The sequence below is a fragment of the Candidatus Nitrospira allomarina genome (genome assembly GCF_032050975.1).
Lineage (GTDB): Bacteria > Nitrospirota > Nitrospiria > Nitrospirales > UBA8639 > Nitrospira_E > Nitrospira_E allomarina.
The window spans coordinates 1,665,410-1,687,958 of the sequence record NZ_CP116967.1; the positions used below are offsets into that span (position 1 = coordinate 1,665,410).

Sequence of the window (22,549 nt, forward strand, 5' to 3'; positions counted from 1 at the left end):
TCATCACGAAATCCTTCCGGACGGTCATCAGACTGTTCATTGTGCGCACTGCGGGCGGGTCTACTGTTCTCTTCTGTCGTGTGGTTTTTGCAACTATCGTAGCATTCAAGCGATAGGACAATGAACCATAATCATCGAGAAAGTCAGGGAAAAGCCATTACTTTTTAATGATTTACGACAACTAATGTGACTTGGCATCTAAATGGCAAACGATAACAGATCGGAAGAGTCGTAGAACAGGGCAACCAAATTGGTTTGTAGAAAACATGTTAGTGCTTGAGATGGCAAAAGTTACGCAGTCAAGACGGAAGCGGATGAGAGAACCCATCAGCTCTGGATGGTAGTAAATGGGGTACAGGGCGTTGGATCTTGAATCCACAGGGCTATTCACCAACAGGAGGAGTGCAATGAGGACTTTTTATCGATCCTTTACCAGGTTGACAGCAGCGGCTTTGATTGTCGCCATGTCTGCAGCACCAGGGTTGGCCGCCAAGACCACTCCGGCGACCGACAAAAACACCAACGTGCCGGCGGTGCCACGGGCCATTCCCGATTTGGTGCCCTATGGCCAGTTTGATCCACCCAAAGGGGTGTTTGATCCCAGCAAGCTCACGATTTCCGGCGACATGCGTGTTCGGCCTGAGTTCCGGACGAATGGATCATTTGGTAAGAATACAAATGGAACCCCGTTCTCGAGTGGACAGGGTGACAATGCCTTCTTTACCCAACAGTTGATCCGGTTAGGGTTTAACTACGACCTTTCCCCCGATGTGGTGTTTTTCCTCCAACCTCAGGTGTCCAATAACTTTGGTGCAATGCCGAACCCACAAAATGTTGGTGGGGCAGGCAACCCTAATTCTACCTCGGCCGACCTGTTTCTTCGCCAAGGGTTCATGTTGGTCAGAAATTTCTTAATGCCCAATTTGACATTGAAAGCTGGTCGACAACTCATGGTATGGGGAAATCACCGCATCTTCGGTCACTTTGACTGGAACAACGTCGGGTTCGCCTTCGATGGTGTGACGATGCGATACAACCATGCTACCGTGCCGGTGGAATTGGGCTGGTTGCGGGTGGCGGAAGGCAATTGTGTGCAAAATGCAGGCGGATGTTCAAACGGGAAGGCCAGTCAGGGTGACGGCGACATTCTGTTCTTACGTCTGCCGATGAAGTTCGGGTCTGTCGCAATCGAACCCGCCTATATCTATGAAGACGGTGGTTCAACCACGGGAGCCGGTTCACCGGCCTTCGGTACCGGTGGACAGCAATCTAATCAGGAACGAAGCACCGTCGGTGGCCGTGTGGCGTTCAAGCAGGGAATGTTTGATCTTACGGGAGAAGGCTATTGGCAATTTGGCGAAATTGGACCTGTCGGCGGAGCGAGTGAAACTCGCATCAATGCGTTGGCCGGACATTTGGACGGTGGTGTGACCTTGCCGGTTCCCATGCAGCCCCGTATCGGTGCGGAAATCAACTACGCCACCGGTAGCAGCAATAAGGATGGTGGCCATACCTTCAGCCAATTGTTTCCGACGAACCACATTCATTTCGGGTACATGGACTTGATGTCCTGGCAAAATATGTTGACTTATGGTGGAAACTTGCAACTGCGTCCGACGCCGGAAAGCCATTTCGAAATTGCCGGGCATATCATGCGGTTGGCGAACAAGAGGGACAACTGGTACACGGCTTCTCAGGCCACCTTCTTTAGCACTCCTGCAGGAAATAAAGAAAAGTCCCTTGGTGGTGAAATTGACGTGGTGTACACCTTGTTCTTCCAAAATAATAAGGTGGGATGGCAAGTGGGTTACGGCCACTTCTTCACCGGGGATTATTTGAAGAAGAACGGGTTTGGTACGGCTGATCAGAACTGGGGCTACACCCAGCTCTGGATCAACTTCTAAGAGTCCTTTTTTTAACAAGGGGATATTACCCTCCCCGTTATCCTGGAAAACCCGGCTTGGCATCCAAGCCGGGTTTTTAATTGCTCCACCTATTCCTTCAGCTTGGCTTGGATTCCCTTCCTTTGGCAGGCTGACGAAACTCACCCTTGATGAAAACTATTTCACACAACCTATATAGGAACCTATCTAAAAAAATTTCGAAGAAACTCGTTTGTGCAGACGCTTGATGGAAAAAGCAGGCCGATGCTTAATATGGCCAAATTCCATAATCAAGTAAGAAGGGAAGGAGTGAGTTGATTAGCTTAAGTTGGGGTAGGCCTTGGACATCGAATCCATGAGCGTTTTTCAGAATTGGAGGGGTGCAATGAGGACTTTTTATCGATCCTTTACCAGGTTGACAGCAGCGGCTTTGATTGTCGCCATGTCTGCAGCACCAGGGTTGGCCGCCAAGACCACTCCGGCGACCGACAAAAACACCAACGTGCCGGCGGTGCCACGGGCCATTCCCGATTTGGTGCCCTATGGCCAGTTTGATCCACCCAAAGGGGTGTTTGATCCCAGCAAGCTCACGATTTCCGGCGACATGCGTGTTCGGCCTGAGTTCCGGACGAATGGAAATTTTGAAACTATCAATGGTGGTGGAAAAAATGCCTTCTTTACCCAACAGTTGATCCGGTTAGGGTTTAACTACGACCTTTCCCCCGATGTGGTGTTTTTCCTCCAACCTCAGGTGTCCAATAACTTTGGTGCAATGCCGAACCCACAAAATGTTGGTGGGGCAGGCAACCCTAATTCTACCTCGGCCGACCTGTTTCTTCGCCAAGGGTTCATGTTGGTCAGAAATTTCTTAATGCCCAATTTGACATTGAAAGCTGGTCGACAACTCATGGTATGGGGAAATCACCGCATCTTCGGTCACTTTGACTGGAACAACGTCGGGTTCGCCTTCGATGGTGTGACGATGCGATACAACCATGCTACCGTGCCGGTGGAATTGGGCTGGTTGCGGGTGGCGGAAGGCAATTGTGTGCAAAATGCAGGCGGATGTTCAAACGGGAAGGCCAGTCAGGGTGACGGCGACATTCTGTTCTTACGTCTGCCGATGAAGTTCGGGTCTGTCGCAATCGAACCCGCCTATATCTATGAAGACGGTGGTTCAACCACGGGAGCCGGTTCACCGGCCTTCGGTACCGGTGGACAGCAATCTAATCAGGAACGAAGCACCGTCGGTGGCCGTGTGGCGTTCAAGCAGGGAATGTTTGATCTTACGGGAGAAGGCTATTGGCAATTTGGCGAAATTGGACCTGTCGGCGGAGCGAGTGAAACTCGCATCAATGCGTTGGCCGGACATTTGGACGGTGGTGTGACCTTGCCGGTTCCCATGCAGCCCCGTATCGGTGCGGAAATCAACTACGCCACCGGTAGCAGCAATAAGGATGGTGGCCATACCTTCAGCCAATTGTTTCCGACGAACCACATTCATTTCGGGTACATGGACTTGATGTCCTGGCAAAATATGTTGACTTATGGTGGAAACTTGCAACTGCGTCCGACGCCGGAAAGCCATTTCGAAATTGCCGGGCATATCATGCGGTTGGCGAACAAGAGGGACAACTGGTACACGGCTTCTCAGGCCACCTTCTTTAGCACTCCTGCAGGAAATAAAGAAAAGTCCCTTGGTGGTGAAATTGACGTGGTGTACACCTTGTTCTTCCAAAATAATAAGGTGGGATGGCAAGTGGGTTACGGCCACTTCTTCACCGGGGATTATTTGAAGAAGAACGGGTTTGGTACGGCTGATCAGAACTGGGGCTACACCCAGCTCTGGATCAACTTCTAAGAGTCCTTTTTTTAACAAGGGGATATTACCCTCCCCGTTATCCTGAGCGCCCCGGTTGGTATTTTCCCAGCCGGGGCGTTTTTTTGTCTTCGCTTGGCGGCTGACAAGGTTTGGCTTCTATCAGGCGGCCGAGGTCTTTTCACTGGGAAAGAAAACCCACAATCATTCATTATCACTCAGATCCAGTACCGGCCTTTACTTTTTCGAAACATGGTACCAAAACTCCACTCTCGGCCATTTTTATTTCAGCAGGCATCATTGTACCTGGTTCTAACGATCCGCCGGCGTTCAATCCAGGCATTCGAATGCGAGCAAAAATCCCAATTCTTAACAATCCATCCATGAGAATCTGGGGCCGAAAGGTATTGTGTTGGCCGCAGTTACGCACCAAGGGTTTGATCACCTTTTGGGGGAAGGCGTTCTCTCACAGTCAAAAGCCGGCCGGTCTTACCTTCCAATGTTTGAGCCTTCTGTTTCATCTCAAATTCTGTTTCTTTGCCAGATTCGTGGAACAGTATTCTGTGTCACATGATCTCGTCATCCCGGTGACGACTCGTCCTCAAATTTTATAAGTCTTTGAAAGGTTTAAGATATATAGTGTTCCTTTTCACTGGCATTAGGCTTGTATGGATCAGGAATATGAAAGAACCCCCTCTTTCCACAATTTTATCGGAAAGGCTCATCACACAATGCCAATTCAAAAAATTTCTTTGACCCTCCTTCTGGGAGGAGTGGGTGTTTTGGGCTGTGCTATTTTTGGGTTTGTACCGACGACTTCTGGTGCCACGACTCAAATTCACTCTTTATATGAACCGACATCATTGTCCCGTTTGGAGACTTTGCCTCATAGGTGGTCTATGAAAGTGTGGGAAGGGATCGGACAGGTTCAGGTGGTGCAGGAAGATCATCGAAAAGTCTTGCGTCTTGAAACCGAGCAGGGATGTATTAGTCTGTTCCGGTCGCTGACGGTAAATCTTGAAGCAAATCCTATCGTTTCCTGGGAATGGAGCGTGCTCACGTTGCCTTCCGCCGCAGCGAGTGGCCAATCTTCACGAGACAATCTCGGGGCCGCCTTGTACTTAGTATTTTCATCCAGGGAGGCGCCAAGCAGGAAAACCATTCTCGGATATATTTGGGACAATGCTCGTCCGGTCGGGACAATCTTTGTGCGGCCCAAGGATCCGTCAGTTCATTATGTGGTCGTGCGCAGCGGGCCTTCCCAGCTAGGAAAGTGGTTCACAGAAGAGCGGAATGTGCTTGCCGATTATCGCAGTATCTTTGGTGAGGAACCCTCAATTTTAGAGGGCATGTCCTTAGTGGTGGATTCGGATCAGCCAGGGTCGAAAACTGCCAGTCTATTCGGCCCAATCGCCTTTCATTCCGAGTTCACGTTAGCCAGGAAGATACAGGATCAGGGGGATGAGCAGTCTCAGGGGACTTCAAAAGATAAACTGCTTGGGGCTCTTCTGATGTATTTGGGATTACAGCACTCAGGGAGGAACTAATGTCATATCGACATTTATATGAAATTCCATCCCGGTCTTCCTGTCCATTTGATGATTTGACGGGCTTAGATGTGTGTCTTATCCCACCATCAACGTATTAATCGGTTGTATCTCTCAAACAGGTTACCGTGGCCGGAATTCAAAAGTTTTGGTGAACGATTGTTGGCTACCTGGAGGATGGTTTTCTGGTAGGTCCCGGTTGAATTTCAGCGCGAATGGTATGGGTTCCAGGCGGCAGCCCTTCAGAGAGGATGATTCCGATGATTAACTCACCTTGGACGTGTTCGGTCACTTGACCCAATCGCCCCCGTATTTCTGCGGTGCGCTTTTCCCCCGGCTTCAATGATCCTAGGGGGACGGGAAGAGGGGCTACCCGTTTAAAAGCCTCAACCAAGGTAGGGGTCCCCCGTAACTCCACATAGGCCGATGGAATGGATGTTTCGCTGGCATTGGTCGTTTCAATTAAAAGGATGATGGCCTCTCCTCCCTCCAACACCAAATTCCGGTTGGCATCAATTAATTTGGTTCTAAATTGAACCGATGGGCTTGCAACGGGTGGGGCCGTGGGCGGTACACCTACAGCCGGACCTTGAAGAGCCGGCGCAGGGGAACCTGGTTGCGTGGAGATGGGTTGCTGACCGGTATTGAGTTGGACCAATTGGGGGAGAACTCCTATCATCTGTTTAGCCAGAGTTTCAGCGGCGTCTTCTACTGTTCCGTCAATTTGACCGGTGTGGCAGGAGACGGATTGGCTGGTGAGTTCAGGCACCCATAGCCTGACTTTCTGGTGGTAGTTCAGGGGGCTTTGAGCAAGAGAGGTGCCGTTCGCATCTTCATAGACGGCGTGAAGTTTCAGATCTACAAAGACATCGTACCGATCTTCTTGTCCCGAACGGGTTACTGGATCGAATCCAAATTGCTGGAGACTCAGGACGATTCGATAGCCATCGGGAGAAACGCCTTGCGCCTCTCCGACGGGGGGTTCGGCTCTCACACCATTGAATCGGTTTTGGCCGACCTGGAGAAACGTTTTAGATATGATTTCGCCAACTGGAATAGTATAAGGCAACCCACACCCACCCACGGTCTGAGTGTAGGTGAGAAGATTGGGTGCAAAGGCGTAGGTGATCGTGACAGGAATTCTTGGTTCGTGATTATCTTCGTGAGTCAGGCGGGGAATGGAGACTTTGTCGCAGGCGGAAAGGACGGACAGGACAACTACAAGTAAGACGTAATAGAAAATTCTTTTAAGCAGTGGGCACACCGTCCTACACTACCCCAAGATCCTGAAAGATGGCAACTGGATCACGGGTTTTTCCAGAGTCTTCCCTTTTGCTTGGGCAGGTCCGATTCTTAGGCGGGCATCCGGTTGGCAGGATAAACCATCAATGGGCTTCGAGGGAAGGACAGTGAAAACTATGGAAGACAGAGAGGAAAATCTGGGAGCCGACAGTATGGATAATCCAGAGTGGACTATGGATCCCGGTCTTCAGCTTGGCACCACTTGACAGATATCACCTTTACGGTTTCTCCCTTTCTTGACGATCCTTGATGAAAGGGGAGAGAATTTGACATTCAGACGGCCATTTTTTTCTTAACCAATGGAGGCTTCATCATGTGGCGTCACATCTGGTTGATTGTCGGGATCCTCTCTGCTTTTTCCTTCCTTGGCTGTTCGTTGGATAACACTCCCAAACGGTTGCCGGCTTACCTGCCCCAACCCTCCAATTTGTCTGTCGGTGACGGTGCAACAATGGCGCTTCCGGCCGAAGGAGTGACCGCGGTTTTGGTTGTGCTGAACGATTCGGGATTTGAAAAATCAGCTCCTGAACTTCGCCGAGGGACGTTGGAAAATCTCGGAGAACATCTGAAGGCGGAACTGCAGAAACAATTACCGATTCAAATACATTCCGTCGTGTATCCGGATGATGTGAAACCGAAGGGCTCCGTGGACCCATTCATCCAATTGGGAAAGGAGCAGAACGTGCCCTATCTGGTGTTGGCGGTATTATCCAGTACCGAGTATGAGGTCTTTGATCGTTTTCCAATGGGCGGGTTGCAGCAGCCGACAGGTATGCGGGGTGGGGGAATGCCAGGGTACCGTGCGGAAAATTATGCGCGCCTGGAACTCGCCTTGCTGGATGCCCGGACAGGGCAACCGGTAGCCTCCACGGATGGTCAAGCCTGGGCGACCCTTGAACGGCTGGTTGTCCCGCTTGAATCGAATGTCTATCCGGTCGTCCGGCGGGCTCAGACCCAACCTCCCATTTATCCCAATTCAGAGGGTGAGGAGTATGAGACGCTTCGATGGGTTTCCGGGAAGGATGCCATTGCCCAGGCGGTGATGCATTTTGAAATATTATGGAGAAAGAATCAGGCAGCCTAATCCGATGACCCTTTCAACAATATTGTTTACGTGGGTGTTGGTTTCTATGCTGGCGGGGTGTGGGGCAGGTCCCACCCCCCGTCTGATTGATCTTGTCGGAAAGGACGCCTTTGCATCACAGGAATTATCTCACAAGAAGGGCGAGTGGCCCCGGGTGCCTACCATTGGTCTGGTCGTGCATGCAGATGCCACGGCCCGGAATGCCGCTCCGGTGATCATTGCCGAGTATCTCGAGACTCTTACTCGACGCACCGAAGATTTTCTCAGACAGCGTTGTTCCTTTCAGAACATTTTGACTGTTCCACGTTTGTCGCAGCCTCTAAACTTTTCCCAGGAATTGAAAGTCCACGGCCAACACCTACACGTCCCTTATGAAATTGTCGTGGTGTTCTCAAGTCGTGAGAAGACCAGTCCCGTAAAAATTGGAGAAGCGACGATGATGAATCAAATGGGCGGGATGGTCATTGAAAATTCAGCAATAGCCGAGGTGGGTGTTCTTCGCCTATCGGATTTGCAAATGGTCTATTGGACTCAGGGGTGGGCATTTGAAACTTTAGAACAACTGGATGTTCCAATTGGGAAAAATCGTCCTTCCGCGATGGAGGCTCGGGACATATTAAGAGCCCGAGCCGGGCAACAGGCTCTCGACCGGGCACTGCACCACGTAGGGGCCGAATGTGAGCCTGCGGTGTGACCACGATTGTCTATTACCGATAGTTTTCAAATTGCAGATCGAGTCCGAAGTCCTGTTCTTTGAGATGTTTCATGACGGCTTGCAGTTCGTCTTTGCTTTTGCTCTGCACCCTGACTTGTTCCCCTTGAATTTGACCCTGGGCCTTAAATTTGGCCTCTTTAATCGATTTCGTAATGGCTTTAGCCTTGTCTTCGGGAAGCCCGCTCTGAATGGTAATGGTTTGGCGTACGGTTCCGCCTAAGGCTTCTTCCACTTTCCCATACGTCAGGCCTTTCAACGACACATTGCGTTTGACGCATTTGGACTTGAGGATATCCAGGACCGCGTTGAGTTTGTAGTCATCATCCGAAATCACCACTAATTGTTTGTCCTTTTCTTTTAACGTCAATTCGGTTTTGGATCCTTTGAAATCAAAACGTTGTCCGACTTCTTTTTCTGTTTGATCCACCACATTTTTCATTTCCTGCATGTCGATGCGAGAAATGACGTCGAAGGAATAATTGTCCGCCATAAGCCTCCTTTCAAGTTGTTGTGACTGGCCCCCTGGTTAGCAGCACCGTCCTGCGGGAAGTTGAATGCCTTCGCCTTCGATCACTTCGGTGCTGTTCAGTGGGTGTTTGTGTATAAGATACCCGTACCATTTTCTGGCGCTGTCTGTGAGGACAATGAGTGCGAGTATGGCCACCAGGCCCACGAGGGAGGCATTGATGGCCATGGTCAGGCTTTGCGATCCGTCTGTTGAGAGCGCCCGATTGATAAAGATCACCAGGAGTTCATAGCATCCGGCCAGCGTGATCACGCCAACAAACACCATCGGGATCACCGTCACCCACAGATAAGAGGTTTTGTTCATCTTAATGAGCACGGTCGTGGCAATACAGAGCGCGAGCATGCCGAGTAATTGATTGGCTGCCCCAAACATGGGCCAGATGGTCGCAATAGATCCGGTGCCAATGAGATATCCCCACGCTCCAACGACGAACAGACTGGCGCCCAATACCCCGGGCCACCAATTGATCTGTTTGAGCGGGGTGTAGAATCGCCCCCCTAATTCCTGAACCAGATACCGGGCGACCCGTGTCCCGGCATCAATGGTGGTCAAAATGAACAGGGCTTCGAACAAGAGCGCGAATTGATACCAGTAGGCCATGAGCCCGGACATCCCCGGCAAGCTTGAAAAAATCGAGGCCATGCCAACGGCCAGGGATACCGCACCTCCCGGACGGCCCGATACATCGACCTCAACAAGCGTGGAGAGTTCCGTAATGTGAGCGGTTGGAAATCCCATAGTTTGCAGGGTGTCTGCGGACAGGCTGGTGTTGATGGCAAAATAATCGCCGGGAACGAGAAGGCAGGCGGCGATGAGCGCTACGACTCCCACGAAGCTTTCCAAAAGCATGGCACCGTAGCCGACGATGGCCTGAGATTCCCGACTAATCAGCTTGGGCGTCGTTCCTGATGAGACCAGGGAATGAAAGCCGGAAATAGCCCCACAGGCAATAGTGATAAAGAGAAACGGAAACAATGTTCCTGGGATGATCGGTCCATTGCCCGCTGTAAATATGGTGGTGCGAGGCATTTCAATGGTGGGCGCGAGCACTATGACCCCGACGGCCAGAAGAGCGATTACACCCAATTTCATAAATGTTGAGAGATAATCCCGTGGCACTAATAACATCCAGACGGGGAGAACTGAGGCAAGAAATCCATATGCCGCAAGGCTCCATGTGAGCGTGGTGCGGTCCCATAAGAACCATTCAGCCCATTCTGATTGTGCCACGGTTCGGCCGACGAGAATGGCCACTATCAAGAGTCCTAACCCGATCAGCGTCATTTCCCCGACTTGTCCCTGACGAAATTTTTGAAGGTAGAGTCCCATGAGCAGGGCGATGGGAATGGTCATGACGATGGTAAAAGTGCCCCAGGCATTGTGATAAAGCGCATTGACAACCGCCAAGCCTAATCCGGCTAGCGCGACGACCACGATAAAGAGCACGGCAATCGCCGTGGCCATCCCGGTGATGGGACCTAATTCAGCATGGGCGATCTCCGGAAGCGAACGGCCATTTCGCCTCATGGAGGCCACAAGGATAATAAAATCCTGCACGGCACCCGCCAGAACCGCGCCGATGACAATCCATAAAAACCCAGGGAGGAAACCAAATTGTGCCGCCAAGACGGGACCGAGTAATGGGCCCGCCCCGGCGATAGCCGCAAAATGATGGCCGAAGAGAATGTATTTGTTGGCGGGATAGAAATTGGTGCCGTCCTCCAGCCGGTGGGCGGGAGTGCGACGTCGATCGTCAAGGTTCATGACTCGCTGTGCCAAAAATCGGCCATAGAACCGGTAGGCCAACACGTAGAAGCAGGAGGCGGCGACCACGAGCCAGAGTCCGTTCACTTTTTCATGAGGATTGACTAGGCCTACGACATGGCCGAAGGCCACGGCACAGAGTCCGGCGAGTCCCAGCCATCCGATCTTGTTCCATACAGACATGCGGGCCATCCTATCAATGGGAGAAAAGGGTGTAAACGGGTGTTGACTGGGGGAGGTTCAGGTCGACGTGTGGTTAGGTCGGGGAGTTTTCATGAAACACAAACGGCAGTTTTCCTGCTTTTTCTCGCATGGCGTTGATGGCGTTAAGAATCTGGGGTTGCCGAATGAGTTTTTGTTCGACACGGTGTTTTCCCGGAAAATCCAGAAACAAGATACCCAGAACCATTGTGAGGATACCTTGTCCTGGTAAAACCAGCATGGCAATTCCGGCTACCAGAAAAATGAGTCCCAGGCCGTTTTTTAACATCAACCCAATGGCGCGAATAATTGGATGATGATTGGCAAACCACTTGCGGTGGCCGTGATTGTCGAAGTAATCAGGTGGCAGGCGAATTAACAGAGCAGGGATCGCAATAAGGGTTCCGACAAACGCAATCAGGGAAAGAGTGATCATGCCGACCCAGATTTCCCTGGGGACCCAAGACTCGGCAAACTGAATCAATTGATCAATCATGGTTGGTCATGATGCCTAAAAAAATTATTACACAATCACGCGATAGGTGCGTTGGGAAATGGTCCAATTGTACTCTGAAAAATATACACTTTATAATTGCTTAATGGTGTTTGTGTTTTTTATGCCAATAAATGATTGAGTGAGGCATGATGGTACAGTATTGGTTGTTCAAATCAGAGCCGACAACATTTTCCATTGATGATCTGGTTCACTCTCCCCGTAAGACCACATGTTGGGAAGGCGTACGTAATTACCAGGCTAGGAATTTCCTAAAATCCATGAATGTTGGGGATTTAGGATTTTTTTACCATAGCAATACTGACCCTCCCGCTATAGTTGGAATCGTTAAAGTGGTTAAGGCCGCGTATCCCGACTCTTTTGCATTCGATTCAAGGAGCCGATATTTCGATCCGCGTAGTGCTCCGGATTCGCCCCGTTGGTTTCTGGTGGATGTCCAGTTTGTCAAAAAGTTTCCTCAGGCCTTGCAACTGGAACAGTTGCGGGCCGTTAAGGGATTAGAAAAAATGGAACTGCTTCGTAAAGGTTCCAGGCTCTCGATTCAACCGGTGCGTCCGGATGAATGGCAACGGGTGTTGGATTGTGTTCAAAACAATAATAACCATTCGCCCACCCCAAAGTAGACCACCAGGATTGTCCCAAACGTTGGGTACATTCTTTTTCACTTTCTTGCTGGTTACAGTGAAAGATTCGCTTTGGGAAACACCTGTAAAAACGGGTGGATGGTGACTTCCTGAAAAACCCCATGAAGGGCATAGGGATCATTGTTGGCAAATGCTTGAACTTCTTCGAGTGATTCTGCTTCAACCACGATTAAGCTCCCAATTTTATCGGTCAGAGGCCCAGCCAAAATAACTTTGCCTTGTTGCGCCCACGCCTCAAGCCGTTTGAGGTGGGCTTCTCGATAGAGGGGGCGTTTTTGCGCGCCTTCAGGACCATCTTTGCCTAAAATTACGAACTTCATTCTTCCTCCTCGTTCCTTTTTCGAAGTCGCATCAATGGTCTTTCTTCGACAACGGGCATGGCTTCTCCATCATATCAGAAGGCAGTCGTATGGACATGTCGCGTCGGAAGCTCAGGTCGTCCGGAGAGTGTGATTGAAACGAATAGGCGAATGTGCGGCAGGTCTAGGGATTCGGGTCTTCTAAAGGTTGTCTGTTCGCATACCCGCTGTCAATATCGTGCCACCAGCGAACCTGTTTTTCTCCGGATTTCCAACATAAAAATACCAGGCGGTCATCAAGCAAAAAGGGGAAATCACATAATCCAATTTCGACATCTTTGATCACCACCCCGAGTTCCTGAATGGCATGCAGGCTGCCATTGATGTCTTGTAACCCTTTGATATATTGGACGCCCATGACCGTTCCTCCTCCAGAGGATGCCTGGGCGCTGGCTTTTTTGACTTCTTCCCTCGTGTCCATAAGTATTTGGCGTCCTGCCTTAATATTGTCCCAAAATTGTTCCAGCTCGGGAATTAATCCGTTGGCTTCGGAGAGGGTGAAAATCCGTTCACTGGAAAAGGGAAAACCTGAATCAGACATGGGAGAGGACCCTTCCTTGTTGACTTTCAATTACCATTATGATGGTTTAACATAATAAGATTCAGGGTGCCAACCATAGGAGAGTAGGCTAACTTTTCTGATGATGGGTTTGGGGGAAAATTACAGTTTCGTGTCGCAACTTCCGAAGGGAGCCTATTGACAAGTTGTTCAATAGTGAGATAAATAATTACTTAAGACCTGCCCATTTGATAGCAAAATCCATTTCCGCCAATTAACTTCTCGGACTTCACGTATTATTTCAAATCGTAGATAGGACAACACGGTGGTTTTGACAAGTGTGGTTCTTCAGTTTCTCTAAACATTCTTCCTAAAACACACAATACCGGTCTAAATCTTTTAACTTTTATTAAAGTCTGGTGCGGTTCCCTTTTCGGGGATCGCCAAAATTCGTAGCGCATAACCCAGATGAAAATGTTCGTATCCTTTCCACCCCTCGTAACAGGCTAAGCCCACGAGAAAACCCTTCCGGCCAATGAATGGAGTAACCTAATGTATCTTGCCGAATTGAAGCAAAAGTCCATTGGAGAATTAAATGAAATCGCGCGTGATCTCAAAATTGATGGCGCGCCAAATTTGCGAAAGCAAGAGCTGATTTTCTCTATTCTTCAAGGGCAGAGCGACAAGAACGGAGTCATTTTCGGAGAGGGGGTCCTGGAGACTCTATCAGATGGATTTGGATTTCTCCGGGCCCCGGATTCCAACTACCTACCAGGACCCGATGATATTTATATTTCTCCGTCTCAAATTCGACGATTTAATTTGCGAACCGGTGATATTGTCTCAGGGCAGATTCGTCCACCGAAGGATGGAGAACGGTATTTCGCGCTCTTGAAAGTCGAAAAAATCAATTATGATGAACCTGAGGTGCAGCGGGATAAAATTTTGTTCGATAATCTCACTCCGCTGTATCCTGAAGAGCGGATCAACCTTGAATTTGATCCTGAAGAGTATTGCACCAGAGTGATGGAGCTCACGACGCCCATTGGCAAAGGGCAACGGGGATTGATCGTGGCGGCTCCCAGAACGGGAAAGACCATGCTCTTGCAGGCGGTGGCGCGGGCCATTATTGCGAATCATCCGGAAATTGTTTTGATTGTCCTTCTCATTGATGAACGACCAGAAGAAGTCACTGACTGGCAGCGACAGGTCAAAGCCGCCGAAGTGATTAGCTCCACGTTTGATGAGCCACCTCAGCGCCATGCCCAAGTGGCAGAGATTGTCATGGAAAAAGCCAAGCGGTTGGTCGAACATAAGCGGGATGTAGTGATTTTGTTAGACAGTGTGACGCGATTGGCCCGTGCCTATAATACGATTTCCCCTCCCAGTGGGAAGGTGTTATCCGGAGGTTTGGATTCCAATGCCCTTCAACGACCCAAGCGTTTTTTTGGTGCCGCCAGAAATATCGAATTTGGTGGAAGTTTGACGATTCTGGCCACAGCATTGGTTGATACCGGAAGTCGAATGGACGATGTGATTTTTGAAGAGTTTAAGGGCACGGGTAATATGGAAGTGCACTTGGATCGTCGGTTAGCGGATAAGCGGCTTTTCCCGGCCATCGATATCAGTCAATCCGGCACGAGGAAAGAAGAGTTGCTGGTTGATCGCGACCGTCTGAACAAAATGTGGATTCTCAGAAAGGTGTTAAGCCCTCTCGGGACCATGGAGGCGATGGAATTTCTCATGGATAAAATCGGCGGAACCAAGAGTAATAATGAGTTCTTGCAATCTATGAATCGATAATTCACAATAGAGGTTTGGCATTGAGGGCTTTTCATATTTAGATGTTGAATCGAGAGATGGCGTTGAAGGAGGTAGTATGAAAAAGGGCATTCACCCAGCTTATGAATTTGCCAATGTGAGTTGTGCGTGCGGTATGACTTATCAAACCCGGACAACTGTGGGAGACTTAAAGGTCGATATCTGTTCCAGTTGCCATCCGTTTTTCACGGGTACTCAAAAAATTGTGGACGCCGAAGGACGGGTGGAACGTTTCAATAAAAAATACGCCAAAACGGCGAAGCCCAAAGCCAAAGCGTAAAGACCTTTTTCTCTTTCTTCCCAATTGTCCTGCCTAAACAGTCCCCAGGGGATGGTGTCTGTGCATGGTGCTGAAGCAGTCCTGGTTGTTGCCTTTCTCGATTGGCGTTCGAGAAGACCAGGTTTCCCAGCAGCGGCTCCGCTGAGTGTTGACATGGTTCCCCTCCATTCAATCCCCTCTTTTTATGAAAAATTTCGTATAAGGCTAGTGGGCATGGTTGTCTGGGAAGGGTACATGTCGTGTTATTGAATTTCCTGTTAAACTAGCTCTATGCCACCAATGACGAAGACAGACCTTAAAGAAGGCGGTTTATTTAGCAAATGGGAGGCCATTGCAAATAAATATGACACGCTCAACGATCAGTTGTCAGATCCTGCCGTCTTGTCTCAACCGACCCTTCTGGTTGCGCTCAATAAAGAGCGATCAGAGATAGAGCCCATTGCGCAGTTGTTTGGCGGGTACCGACGGGTAGTCGAAGAGATTGCCCAGACCCGCCTGATGACAGAAGATCTGCAATTAGATCCCGATATGCGCCGGTTGGCCGGTGAAGAATTGGAAAGCCTGGAAAGTCAACGTGAGGCCATGGAGTCCCAGGTCATTGAATTGCTCTGCCCCGCTGATGAAGGCGATAATAAAAACTCGTTCATTGAAATTCGAGCTGGGACAGGTGGAAGTGAGGCCGCACTCTTTGCCGGCGATCTCCTCCGAATGTATACGAAGTTTGCCGAGGCTAAGGGGTTACGGGTCGAATTAATGGAATTTCAGGAGACCGGTCTTGGTGGGGTCAAAGAGGCGGTTTTGCTGGTTGAAGGCAAGGGAGCCTTTGGAAATTTTAAGTATGAAAGTGGAGTGCACCGGGTGCAGCGGGTTCCGACGACAGAGGCTAATGGACGAATTCATACATCCACGGCTACGGTTGCGGTGATGCCGGAGGTTGAAGAGGTGGAGGTGCACATTGATCCGAAAGATTTACGGATTGACACCTATTGTTCTTCAGGAGCTGGTGGACAGAGTGTGAACACGACCTACTCTGCGATCCGGATTACTCATATTCCGACAGGAGTGGTCGTGACATGTCAGGACGAGCGATCCCAACTAAAAAATCGAACGAAGGCCATGCGAACCCTTCGAACACGAATCGGTGATGCCGAGCGCGAAAAACAGGAAGCCTCTATTGCGCAACAACGCCGTTCCCAAGTCGGGACAGGGGAGCGGAGTGAAAAAATCCGCACGTATAATTTTCCCCAAAATCGCGTGACCGACCATCGGATCGGGCTGACGTTGCACAAATTGGATCGAGTGATGGAAGGCGATCTTGACGGGTTAATTGCGGGCCTCAAAGCCCAATGATGTCTTTCGTGTAGCGCCAGTCCGTCTTCTTTCAACGGTTCAACGCGTATGTGCTTTTTGAGGCTCAGATGCCCCCCTTCACTTCCTATTCACAGTTATATCGTGGTGCGGTTGAGACGCTGATTCACGCCGGGATTGCCAACGCCCGCCATGAGGCGCTGTGGATTCTTGAGGATGCCCTTGGTATTACGCGATTGCAACTGCATGCCAATCCAGACACTCCCGTTGATGCGGAAGTCTGTCAGCGGGCTGTGGCCTTGTTTCAGCGCCGTGCCTTACATGAACCACTTCAATATGTATTAGGGAATCAAGACTTTTTTGGTTTGGATTTTCTCGTTCAATCTGGTGTGCTCATTCCAAGACCTGAGACCGAATTACTGGTGGAAGAGGCAATTGGACTGCTAAGGGCTGACGTGCGTCCGGTAATTCTGGATGTCGGAACGGGTTCTGGATGTCTGGCGATCAGTCTGGCGGTCAACCTTCCTGCAGCGGTAATTATCGCCTCAGATAAGTCAGTCTCCGCGCTACGTCTTGCGCAGGCCAATGCCATGCGCCATGGAGTTGCGCAACGAATTTTATGGGTGGCTGGTGACCTGCTTTCCCACTTGTTATCCAGAAAATTAGCAGGTAAAGTGACCGCCATTATTGCTAACCTGCCGTATATCTCCCATTCGGAATGGGAACACCTTTCTCCCGATGTCAAAGACTTTGAACCACGGCTGGCGTTGGATGGAGGGCCGGATGGACTCGATGTGTACCGGCGGTTATTGGATGAATCGCCGGGACTAGTTTCCTCAAAGGGATATGTTCTCATGGAAGTGGGAGTGGGTCAGGCTGACCTTCTTTGCCGGGACCCTTCCCTGACGAATGGGTTTAGGATGGTAAAGGTCCTTCCGGATTCCCAAGGCATTCCACGAGTGGTATGCGTGCAACGGCGTCTTGTGTAGACACGGAATATTGTAAATGGATCAAATTCGAATCACCGGTGGATTGCCATTAAAGGGGTCCGTGGAAATCGGCGGAGCCAAGAATGCCGCATTGCCTATTTTGGCAGCGACGTTGTTAGGGGGCGGGGAATGCGTCATTGACCATGTACCACATGTTCGTGATGTGATGACGATGGGGAAATTACTGGCCCTGTTGGGAGTGACAGTTCAAGAGGAAGGCGCCAGGGTCAGACTGGATGCAGGTCAGGTGCATTCGATTGAAGCGCCGTATGATTTAGTCAAAACGATGCGAGCGTCAATTTTAGCCTTGGGCCCTCTACTCGCTCGGCTGGGAGAAGCCAAAGTATCTCTGCCGGGCGGATGTGCGATCGGCACCCGACCGGTCAATCTTCACCTCAAAGGATTGGAGATGATGGGGGCTGAAATTCAAGTGGAGCATGGATATATCCACGCGAAAGCCGGTCGTCTTAAAGGGGCAAGAATTGACTTGGATTTCCCGACGGTCACGGGCACGGAAAACCTGATCATGGCGGCTTGCCTGGCACAAGGGACCACGAGTTTGCATAATGTGGCACGGGAACCGGAAATCACGGACCTCTGTGCATTCTTAACCAAGCGGGGCGCCAAAATTCATGGGATGGGAACGGACACCATTACCATTGAAGGGGTGAAGGAACTTCATGGGGCAGGGCATTGGGTGATTCCTGATCGAGTTGAAGCCGGCACTTATTTAATGGCTGGAGCTATTACGGGTGGGGATGTGATGGTAAAAGGGTGCGTATCAGATCATTTAGGCAGTGTCCTGAAAAAAGTTCAGGAAATGGGTGCTGAGTTAACCGAGAGTCATGACGGTGTGCGAATCCGCCGGCCGGGTCCGCTCAAAGCGGTGGAAATTAAGACGCTCCCCTATCCCGGCTTCCCGACGGATCTCCAGGCCCAAATGATGGCGTTAATGTCGGTGGCAGAAGGCGTGAGCGTGATTTCCGAAACCATTTTTGAAGGACGATTTTTGCACGTCCCGGAACTTCACCGGATGGGAGCGTCGATTGAGATTGATGGCCCGCATGCCGTCGTCAAAGGTGTGCCGTTGCTCACCGGTGCACCCGTCATGGCTTCGGATCTACGCGCCAGTGCAGGCTTGGTCTTGGCTGGGTTAGCGGCTGATGGCGAAACGATTGTGTCCCGAGTTTATCATTTAGACCGCGGCTATGAACGGCTGGAAGAAAAATTTCAGGCCCTGGGTGCGAGGATTGTTCGCGTTCGCGAGGTGGCATGAGCGAAGGGATTACCATTGCCCTTTCCAAGGGTAAACTTCTTGATCCGACTCTTGAATTGTTCCGCCAGGCAGGCTATACGGGATATCATGTCCAAGCGGACGACCGTCGATTAATACTGGAATTTCCGGAGCATGGACACCGGGTCTTAATTGTACGCCCAAGTGATGTGCCGGCCTATGTTGAATATGGCGCAGCCGATTTAGGGGTGGTTGGGAAAGATGTCTTGTTGGAACAAAGCCCGGATGTCTATGAACCGGTTGACTTGAACTTAGGAGTCTGTCGTCTGGTGGTCGCCAGGCCGAACGGGCCACAGCTTGTGCAACGGATGTCTTCCAAGCTTCGGGTGGCAACCAAATATCCCACGATCACCGAACGGTATTTTAACCAGCAGGGGTTGCCTGTGGAATTGATTAAGCTCTACGGGTCGATTGAGTTGGCTCCATTGGTCGGATTGGCCGATCGGATTGTCGATCTGGTTGAGACGGGAAACACTCTGAAAGCCAATAATTTGGTCGAGGATGAAGTGATCGCCTGGTCATCTGCCCGATTGATTGTGAATCGGGCAAGCTTAAAAATGAAATATGCCGTGATTACAGAACTGATTGCCCGGGTGAAGAAAATTCTTTCTCGTTCCCGCTCAAAAAAGGTTCATGCATGAAAATTGTTTCCTACAAGGACCAAGAGTTTTCGCAAGCGGTGAATCGTGTCTGTCAGCGGGCTGCTCAACAAAACGGCAAGGTTGAAAAAGCCGTCAGGACAATATTAGATGCTGTTCGGCAGGAGGGCGATCAGGCACTTCAGCGATTGACCTGGAAGTTCGATCATGTCCGAATCAGTCCTGACAGTCTTCGTGTGACGTCCAAAGACGTCGAGCGTGCATATGCCGAACTACCGTCTTCAGATATTAAAGCGCTGAAATATGCGGCGAATCGTATTCGGACCTTTCATCGTCGACAACGAAGGCAATCCTGGGTCTATCGTCAACAGGGGGTTCAATTAGGTCAACGGATCACGCCGTTAGATACCGTCGGTGTGTATGTTCCAGGCGGAAAAGCCCTGTATCCCTCGTCGGTGCTCATGAATGCCATCCCCGCGAAAGTGGCTGGGGTGAAGCGAGTCGTCATGTGTACGCCGACTCCGAACGGCATCATCCACCCCGCGTTGTTGGTGGCGGCGGATGTTGCTGGAGTGGAGGAAATCTATCGGGTCGGTGGAGCCCAAGCCATTGGGGCCTTGGCTTTTGGCACCCCGACAATCCGGCCCGTGGATAAAATCGTCGGACCCGGGAATTTGTATGTGGCCACGGCCAAACGCCTGGTCTATGGCCAGGTCGACATTGATATGATTGCGGGTCCGAGTGAGTTGCTGGTCATTGCCGATTCCCCAAGTAACCCACGGCATGTGGCGGCTGATCTTCTTTGTGAAGCCGAGCATGATGAGGAAGCCTGTGTCTATCTGGTGACGACTTCTTTGACCCTTGCCAGGCGGGTTGTGACTGAAGTGACCCGCCAACTCGCACAATTGGGACGCCAGGCGATTGCGTCCCGATCAATTCAGAATCATGCCCTGGCATTTGTTGTGCGAACCGTGGATGAGGCCTTTGAACTAGCCAATCGGATTGCGCCCGAGCATTTATCATTAAATATGGATCGGGCGGGAGACTATGTGTCACGGATACGTCATGCGGGTGCCATTTTTGTTGGCCGCTATACCCCTCCTGCGGTGGTGGATTATGTGGCAGGGCCCAATCATGTGTTACCAACTGGTGGAAGTGCCAGATTTTTTTCCTGTTTGGGTGTGGATGAGTACATGAAAACCAGCAATGTGGTGGCCTATTCGAAAGCCGCGTTGCGCAAAGCCCATGCTCCAGTGATGCGGCTGTCTCTGCTGGAAGGCCTGGATGCACATGGGCGATCAATGGAGAGTCGATGGACATGAACCAACATCTTGTTCCCAGAACGGCTTCTCAAGAACGGAAAACCGCGGAAACGGCCATTCGAGTGGAATGGGGCCTCGACGGGTGCGGCAACAATCAGATTAAGACCTCGATCCCGTTTTTGGATCACATGTTGAATTTATTCGGTAAACATGGATTTTTTGATCTGACGGTGGAAGCGAAAGGGGATATCGAGATTGATGACCATCACACGATCGAAGACGTGGGTATTGTCATGGGGCAGGTCTTAACAAAGGCTCTGGGGACCAAAGAGGGCCTCACCCGATTCGGGTGGGCGACGGTTCCGTTGGATGAAACCCTGGCCCAGGTGACCGTAGATCTGAGTGGCCGGCCGTACCTTGTATACAATGTGGTGTTACCCACGCGGTATATTAAGTCGTTTGATTTGGGATTGTTTGAAGATTTTTTTCAGGCATTCGTGAGTCAGGGAGGGTTAAACCTTCATGTGAATGTGCTGTATGGGAGAAATCCTCATCACATCATGGAAGCGATTTTTAAGGCGTTTGCGAAAGCCTTGGATCAAGCGGTTAGACGGGAAGAACGAATTAAGGGAGTGCTCTCCACCAAAGGGATGCTCTAAATGGTGAGAATCAGTGGGCGGAGAGAGAGGAAAACAGCCAGGACATGATTGCTATTATTGATTATGGGATGGGAAATCTTCGGAGCGTGCAGAAAGGGTTTGAATGTGTGGGCCATGAAGCAGTCGTGACTCGAGACCTTCCCGTAATTAACCAGGCCAGTCATGTCGTATTGCCGGGTGTGGGTGCGTTTGGGGATTGCATGGACAATCTGGCTCGCTTTGAGTTGATGGATGTCATATACCGTTCCATAGCTTCGGGAAAACCTTTTCTCGGCATTTGTTTAGGGTACCAATTGCTGTTTTCGGAAAGCGAAGAATTTGGATATCATCAGGGGTTAGGGATCCTGGCCGGGAAGGTGAAAGCGATTCCCCGTCCGTCCAATGAAGGAGAGACGTCGTTAAAAATTCCTCATATGGGTTGGAATACGATTCAGGTCAACACGGTCGCTCCGCCATTACGTGGCATTGCCTCCGACTCCTATGTGTATTTCGTGCATTCCTACTATGTGGAACCGACGGATTGTGCTCTCGTCAGTACCCAAACCGACTATGGAATTTCTTTTGCGAGTAGTGTCTGGAAAGACAATGTGTTTGCTACTCAATGGCATCCCGAGAAAAGTCAGGCCGTCGGGTTGCAGGTCTTAAAGAATTTTGGTGATTGGCAATGAGGGGAAGGTGCCTTGCGATCAATGGGCGATCGAGACCGTTGCCTGCCCGGTTCCTGGTCATGAGTCTTATCGGGTGGTGGTGTCTCGGTGTAGGCTGTGTTCCCCCAAAAGTTCAAATTCAGGCCGCTCCACAATTTGACCCCTCCCGTATATCCAGTCTCGCCATCCTTCCTTTTCAGACCATCAAAACCCCTCAATTGGCGAGTAGCTCTCGTGGAGGCATAAGGGATCCGGAAGAAATTCGTACGCAATTTCGGTTGCCGGGGACTGATCAGGCGGATGGGACAGAATTCAGAAAAGTTCGTTATGTGGTGCCCGAAACGGCGGCACATCGAATTACGAAACAGGTGGCTTCTGTGTTGGCTGGCCGGCCTTCCTTACGGGTGATCGGTCCCGAGGAGTCTTCTGCCGTGATAGGCAAGGAAACCTCGGAAGGGGAATCGTCATTTCCGGTTATGGCCCAAGAGATCGGAACCCGCTTAAAGGTGGACGGAGTTGTAACGGGACTCGTCCGGACATACCGAGAGCGTGAAGGAAGCAAGCTTGGAGCCAAGCCGGCCGCAGTAGGGTTTGAAGTGTATCTGCTCAGTCCGTCTGATGGAATGGTCTTGTGGACCGGGGAATTTTTTGAGGAACAAAAACCACTTAACCAGGATGTAGTAGGATTTTTTGAAAAGGGTGGAGGGTTTGTGACTGCCGATAAACTTGCTGAATTGGGTGTCAACAAAGTGATGAAGGCCTTTCCCGTCGGCTTGGGCGAACAGGGGCCTCCTCTTCCTGCTCCATCCTTGAAGGAGGATCCCTAAACG

22 protein-coding genes are annotated in these 22,549 nt (G+C 50.5%); 16 read left to right on the top strand and 6 right to left on the bottom strand.

The genetic code is table 11. From position 1 onward, the window contains the following. The first annotated feature begins 407 nt into the window (after positions 1 to 407). The 3 genes from PP769_RS07390 to PP769_RS07400 all read left to right on the top strand — a co-directional run bounded on the left by PP769_RS07390 (position 408) and on the right by PP769_RS07400 (position 5,249). Positions 408 to 1,904 carry an alginate export family protein gene (locus PP769_RS07390; protein WP_312646346.1) on the top strand — a complete coding sequence of 499 codons (1,497 nt, stop codon included), beginning with the start codon at positions 408 to 410 and terminating at the stop codon, positions 1,902 to 1,904. Positions 1,905 to 2,268: 364 nt separating this feature from the next. Next, positions 2,269 to 3,744, top strand: coding sequence for an alginate export family protein (locus PP769_RS07395; RefSeq protein ID WP_312646347.1), 1,476 nt, complete (start codon positions 2,269 to 2,271; stop codon positions 3,742 to 3,744). A gap of 857 nt (positions 3,745 to 4,601) precedes the next feature. Beyond that, positions 4,602 to 5,249, top strand: coding sequence for a DUF3047 domain-containing protein (locus PP769_RS07400; RefSeq protein ID WP_312646348.1), 648 nt, complete (start codon positions 4,602 to 4,604; stop codon positions 5,247 to 5,249). A 166-nt stretch (positions 5,250 to 5,415) separates the two neighbouring features. Here the strand turns inward: PP769_RS07400 and PP769_RS07405 are convergent, their stop codons facing one another. Continuing rightward, positions 5,416 to 6,513 carry a hypothetical protein gene (locus PP769_RS07405; protein WP_312646349.1) on the bottom strand — a complete coding sequence of 366 codons (1,098 nt, stop codon included), beginning with the start codon at positions 6,511 to 6,513 and terminating at the stop codon, positions 5,416 to 5,418. A 351-nt stretch (positions 6,514 to 6,864) separates the two neighbouring features. Between PP769_RS07405 and PP769_RS07410 the strand changes: the two genes are divergently transcribed. Continuing rightward, the gene (locus tag PP769_RS07410; protein WP_312646350.1) at positions 6,865 to 7,635 is read left to right on the top strand and encodes a hypothetical protein; all 771 of its coding nucleotides are present in this window, start codon (positions 6,865 to 6,867) and stop codon (positions 7,633 to 7,635) included. Positions 7,636 to 7,639: 4 nt separating this feature from the next. After that, positions 7,640 to 8,329 (top strand): hypothetical protein, encoded by a 690-nt coding sequence (locus tag PP769_RS07415; RefSeq protein ID WP_312646351.1) that lies wholly within the window; start codon positions 7,640 to 7,642, stop codon positions 8,327 to 8,329. A 13-nt stretch (positions 8,330 to 8,342) separates the two neighbouring features. Here the strand turns inward: PP769_RS07415 and PP769_RS07420 are convergent, their stop codons facing one another. The 3 genes from PP769_RS07420 to PP769_RS07430 form a co-directional block, all read right to left on the bottom strand. Then, positions 8,343 to 8,840, bottom strand: a complete 498-nt coding sequence (locus PP769_RS07420; protein ID WP_312646352.1) for a YajQ family cyclic di-GMP-binding protein — start codon at positions 8,838 to 8,840, stop codon at positions 8,343 to 8,345. A 36-nt stretch (positions 8,841 to 8,876) separates the two neighbouring features. Then, on the bottom strand, positions 8,877 to 10,826 hold the full coding sequence (locus tag PP769_RS07425; RefSeq protein WP_312646353.1) for a carbon starvation CstA family protein: 1,950 nt from the start codon (positions 10,824 to 10,826) through the stop codon (positions 8,877 to 8,879). 73 nt (positions 10,827 to 10,899) lie between these two features. Next, positions 10,900 to 11,340, bottom strand: a complete 441-nt coding sequence (locus tag PP769_RS07430) for a PGPGW domain-containing protein (RefSeq protein WP_312646354.1) — start codon at positions 11,338 to 11,340, stop codon at positions 10,900 to 10,902. A 149-nt stretch (positions 11,341 to 11,489) separates the two neighbouring features. Here PP769_RS07430 and PP769_RS07435 point away from each other — a divergent pair, with 149 nt between their 5' ends. Next, positions 11,490 to 11,981, top strand: coding sequence for an EVE domain-containing protein (locus tag PP769_RS07435; RefSeq protein WP_312647042.1), 492 nt, complete (start codon positions 11,490 to 11,492; stop codon positions 11,979 to 11,981). A gap of 53 nt (positions 11,982 to 12,034) precedes the next feature. Here PP769_RS07435 and PP769_RS07440 read toward each other — a convergent pair whose 3' ends face one another. Both PP769_RS07440 and PP769_RS07445 read right to left on the bottom strand, forming a co-directional pair. Further along, positions 12,035 to 12,322 (bottom strand): YciI family protein, encoded by a 288-nt coding sequence (locus PP769_RS07440; protein WP_312646355.1) that lies wholly within the window; start codon positions 12,320 to 12,322, stop codon positions 12,035 to 12,037. Positions 12,323 to 12,485: 163 nt separating this feature from the next. After that, positions 12,486 to 12,902, bottom strand: coding sequence for a DUF2203 domain-containing protein (locus tag PP769_RS07445; protein WP_312646356.1), 417 nt, complete (start codon positions 12,900 to 12,902; stop codon positions 12,486 to 12,488). Between the two features lie 510 nt (positions 12,903 to 13,412). Here PP769_RS07445 and rho point away from each other — a divergent pair. The 10 genes from rho (at position 13,413) to PP769_RS07495 (ending at position 22,546) form a co-directional block, all read left to right on the top strand. Continuing rightward, positions 13,413 to 14,663, top strand: a complete 1,251-nt coding sequence (rho, locus tag PP769_RS07450) for a transcription termination factor Rho (RefSeq protein ID WP_312646358.1) — start codon at positions 13,413 to 13,415, stop codon at positions 14,661 to 14,663. 76 nt (positions 14,664 to 14,739) lie between these two features. Continuing rightward, on the top strand, positions 14,740 to 14,961 hold the full coding sequence (gene rpmE / locus PP769_RS07455; protein ID WP_312646359.1) for a 50S ribosomal protein L31: 222 nt from the start codon (positions 14,740 to 14,742) through the stop codon (positions 14,959 to 14,961). 270 nt (positions 14,962 to 15,231) lie between these two features. Continuing rightward, positions 15,232 to 16,311 carry a peptide chain release factor 1 gene (gene prfA / locus PP769_RS07460; RefSeq protein WP_312646360.1) on the top strand — a complete coding sequence of 360 codons (1,080 nt, stop codon included), beginning with the start codon at positions 15,232 to 15,234 and terminating at the stop codon, positions 16,309 to 16,311. A gap of 68 nt (positions 16,312 to 16,379) precedes the next feature. Further along, the gene (prmC, locus tag PP769_RS07465; protein ID WP_312646362.1) at positions 16,380 to 17,258 is read left to right on the top strand and encodes a peptide chain release factor N(5)-glutamine methyltransferase; all 879 of its coding nucleotides are present in this window, start codon (positions 16,380 to 16,382) and stop codon (positions 17,256 to 17,258) included. 16 nt (positions 17,259 to 17,274) lie between these two features. Further along, the gene (gene murA / locus PP769_RS07470; RefSeq protein ID WP_312646363.1) at positions 17,275 to 18,534 is read left to right on the top strand and encodes a UDP-N-acetylglucosamine 1-carboxyvinyltransferase; all 1,260 of its coding nucleotides are present in this window, start codon (positions 17,275 to 17,277) and stop codon (positions 18,532 to 18,534) included. Then, positions 18,531 to 19,193: an ATP phosphoribosyltransferase gene (gene hisG, locus PP769_RS07475; protein WP_312646364.1), complete on the top strand. Its 663-nt coding sequence runs from the start codon at positions 18,531 to 18,533 to the stop codon at positions 19,191 to 19,193. Before murA ends, hisG begins: the two co-directional genes overlap by 4 nt. Next, entirely contained in the window at positions 19,190 to 20,473 is a 1,284-nt protein-coding gene (gene hisD / locus PP769_RS07480) for a histidinol dehydrogenase (protein WP_312646365.1), read from the top strand. The genes hisG and hisD overlap by 4 nt, the downstream gene beginning before the upstream one ends. Further along, positions 20,470 to 21,072: an imidazoleglycerol-phosphate dehydratase HisB gene (gene hisB / locus PP769_RS07485; protein WP_312646366.1), complete on the top strand. Its 603-nt coding sequence runs from the start codon at positions 20,470 to 20,472 to the stop codon at positions 21,070 to 21,072. The genes hisD and hisB overlap by 4 nt, the downstream gene beginning before the upstream one ends. 44 nt (positions 21,073 to 21,116) lie before the next feature. Then, positions 21,117 to 21,740, top strand: coding sequence for an imidazole glycerol phosphate synthase subunit HisH (hisH, locus tag PP769_RS07490; RefSeq protein WP_312646367.1), 624 nt, complete (start codon positions 21,117 to 21,119; stop codon positions 21,738 to 21,740). Next, positions 21,737 to 22,546 carry a hypothetical protein gene (locus PP769_RS07495; RefSeq protein WP_312646368.1) on the top strand — a complete coding sequence of 270 codons (810 nt, stop codon included), beginning with the start codon at positions 21,737 to 21,739 and terminating at the stop codon, positions 22,544 to 22,546. Before hisH ends, PP769_RS07495 begins: the two co-directional genes overlap by 4 nt. Positions 22,547 to 22,549: the final 3 nt, after the last annotated feature.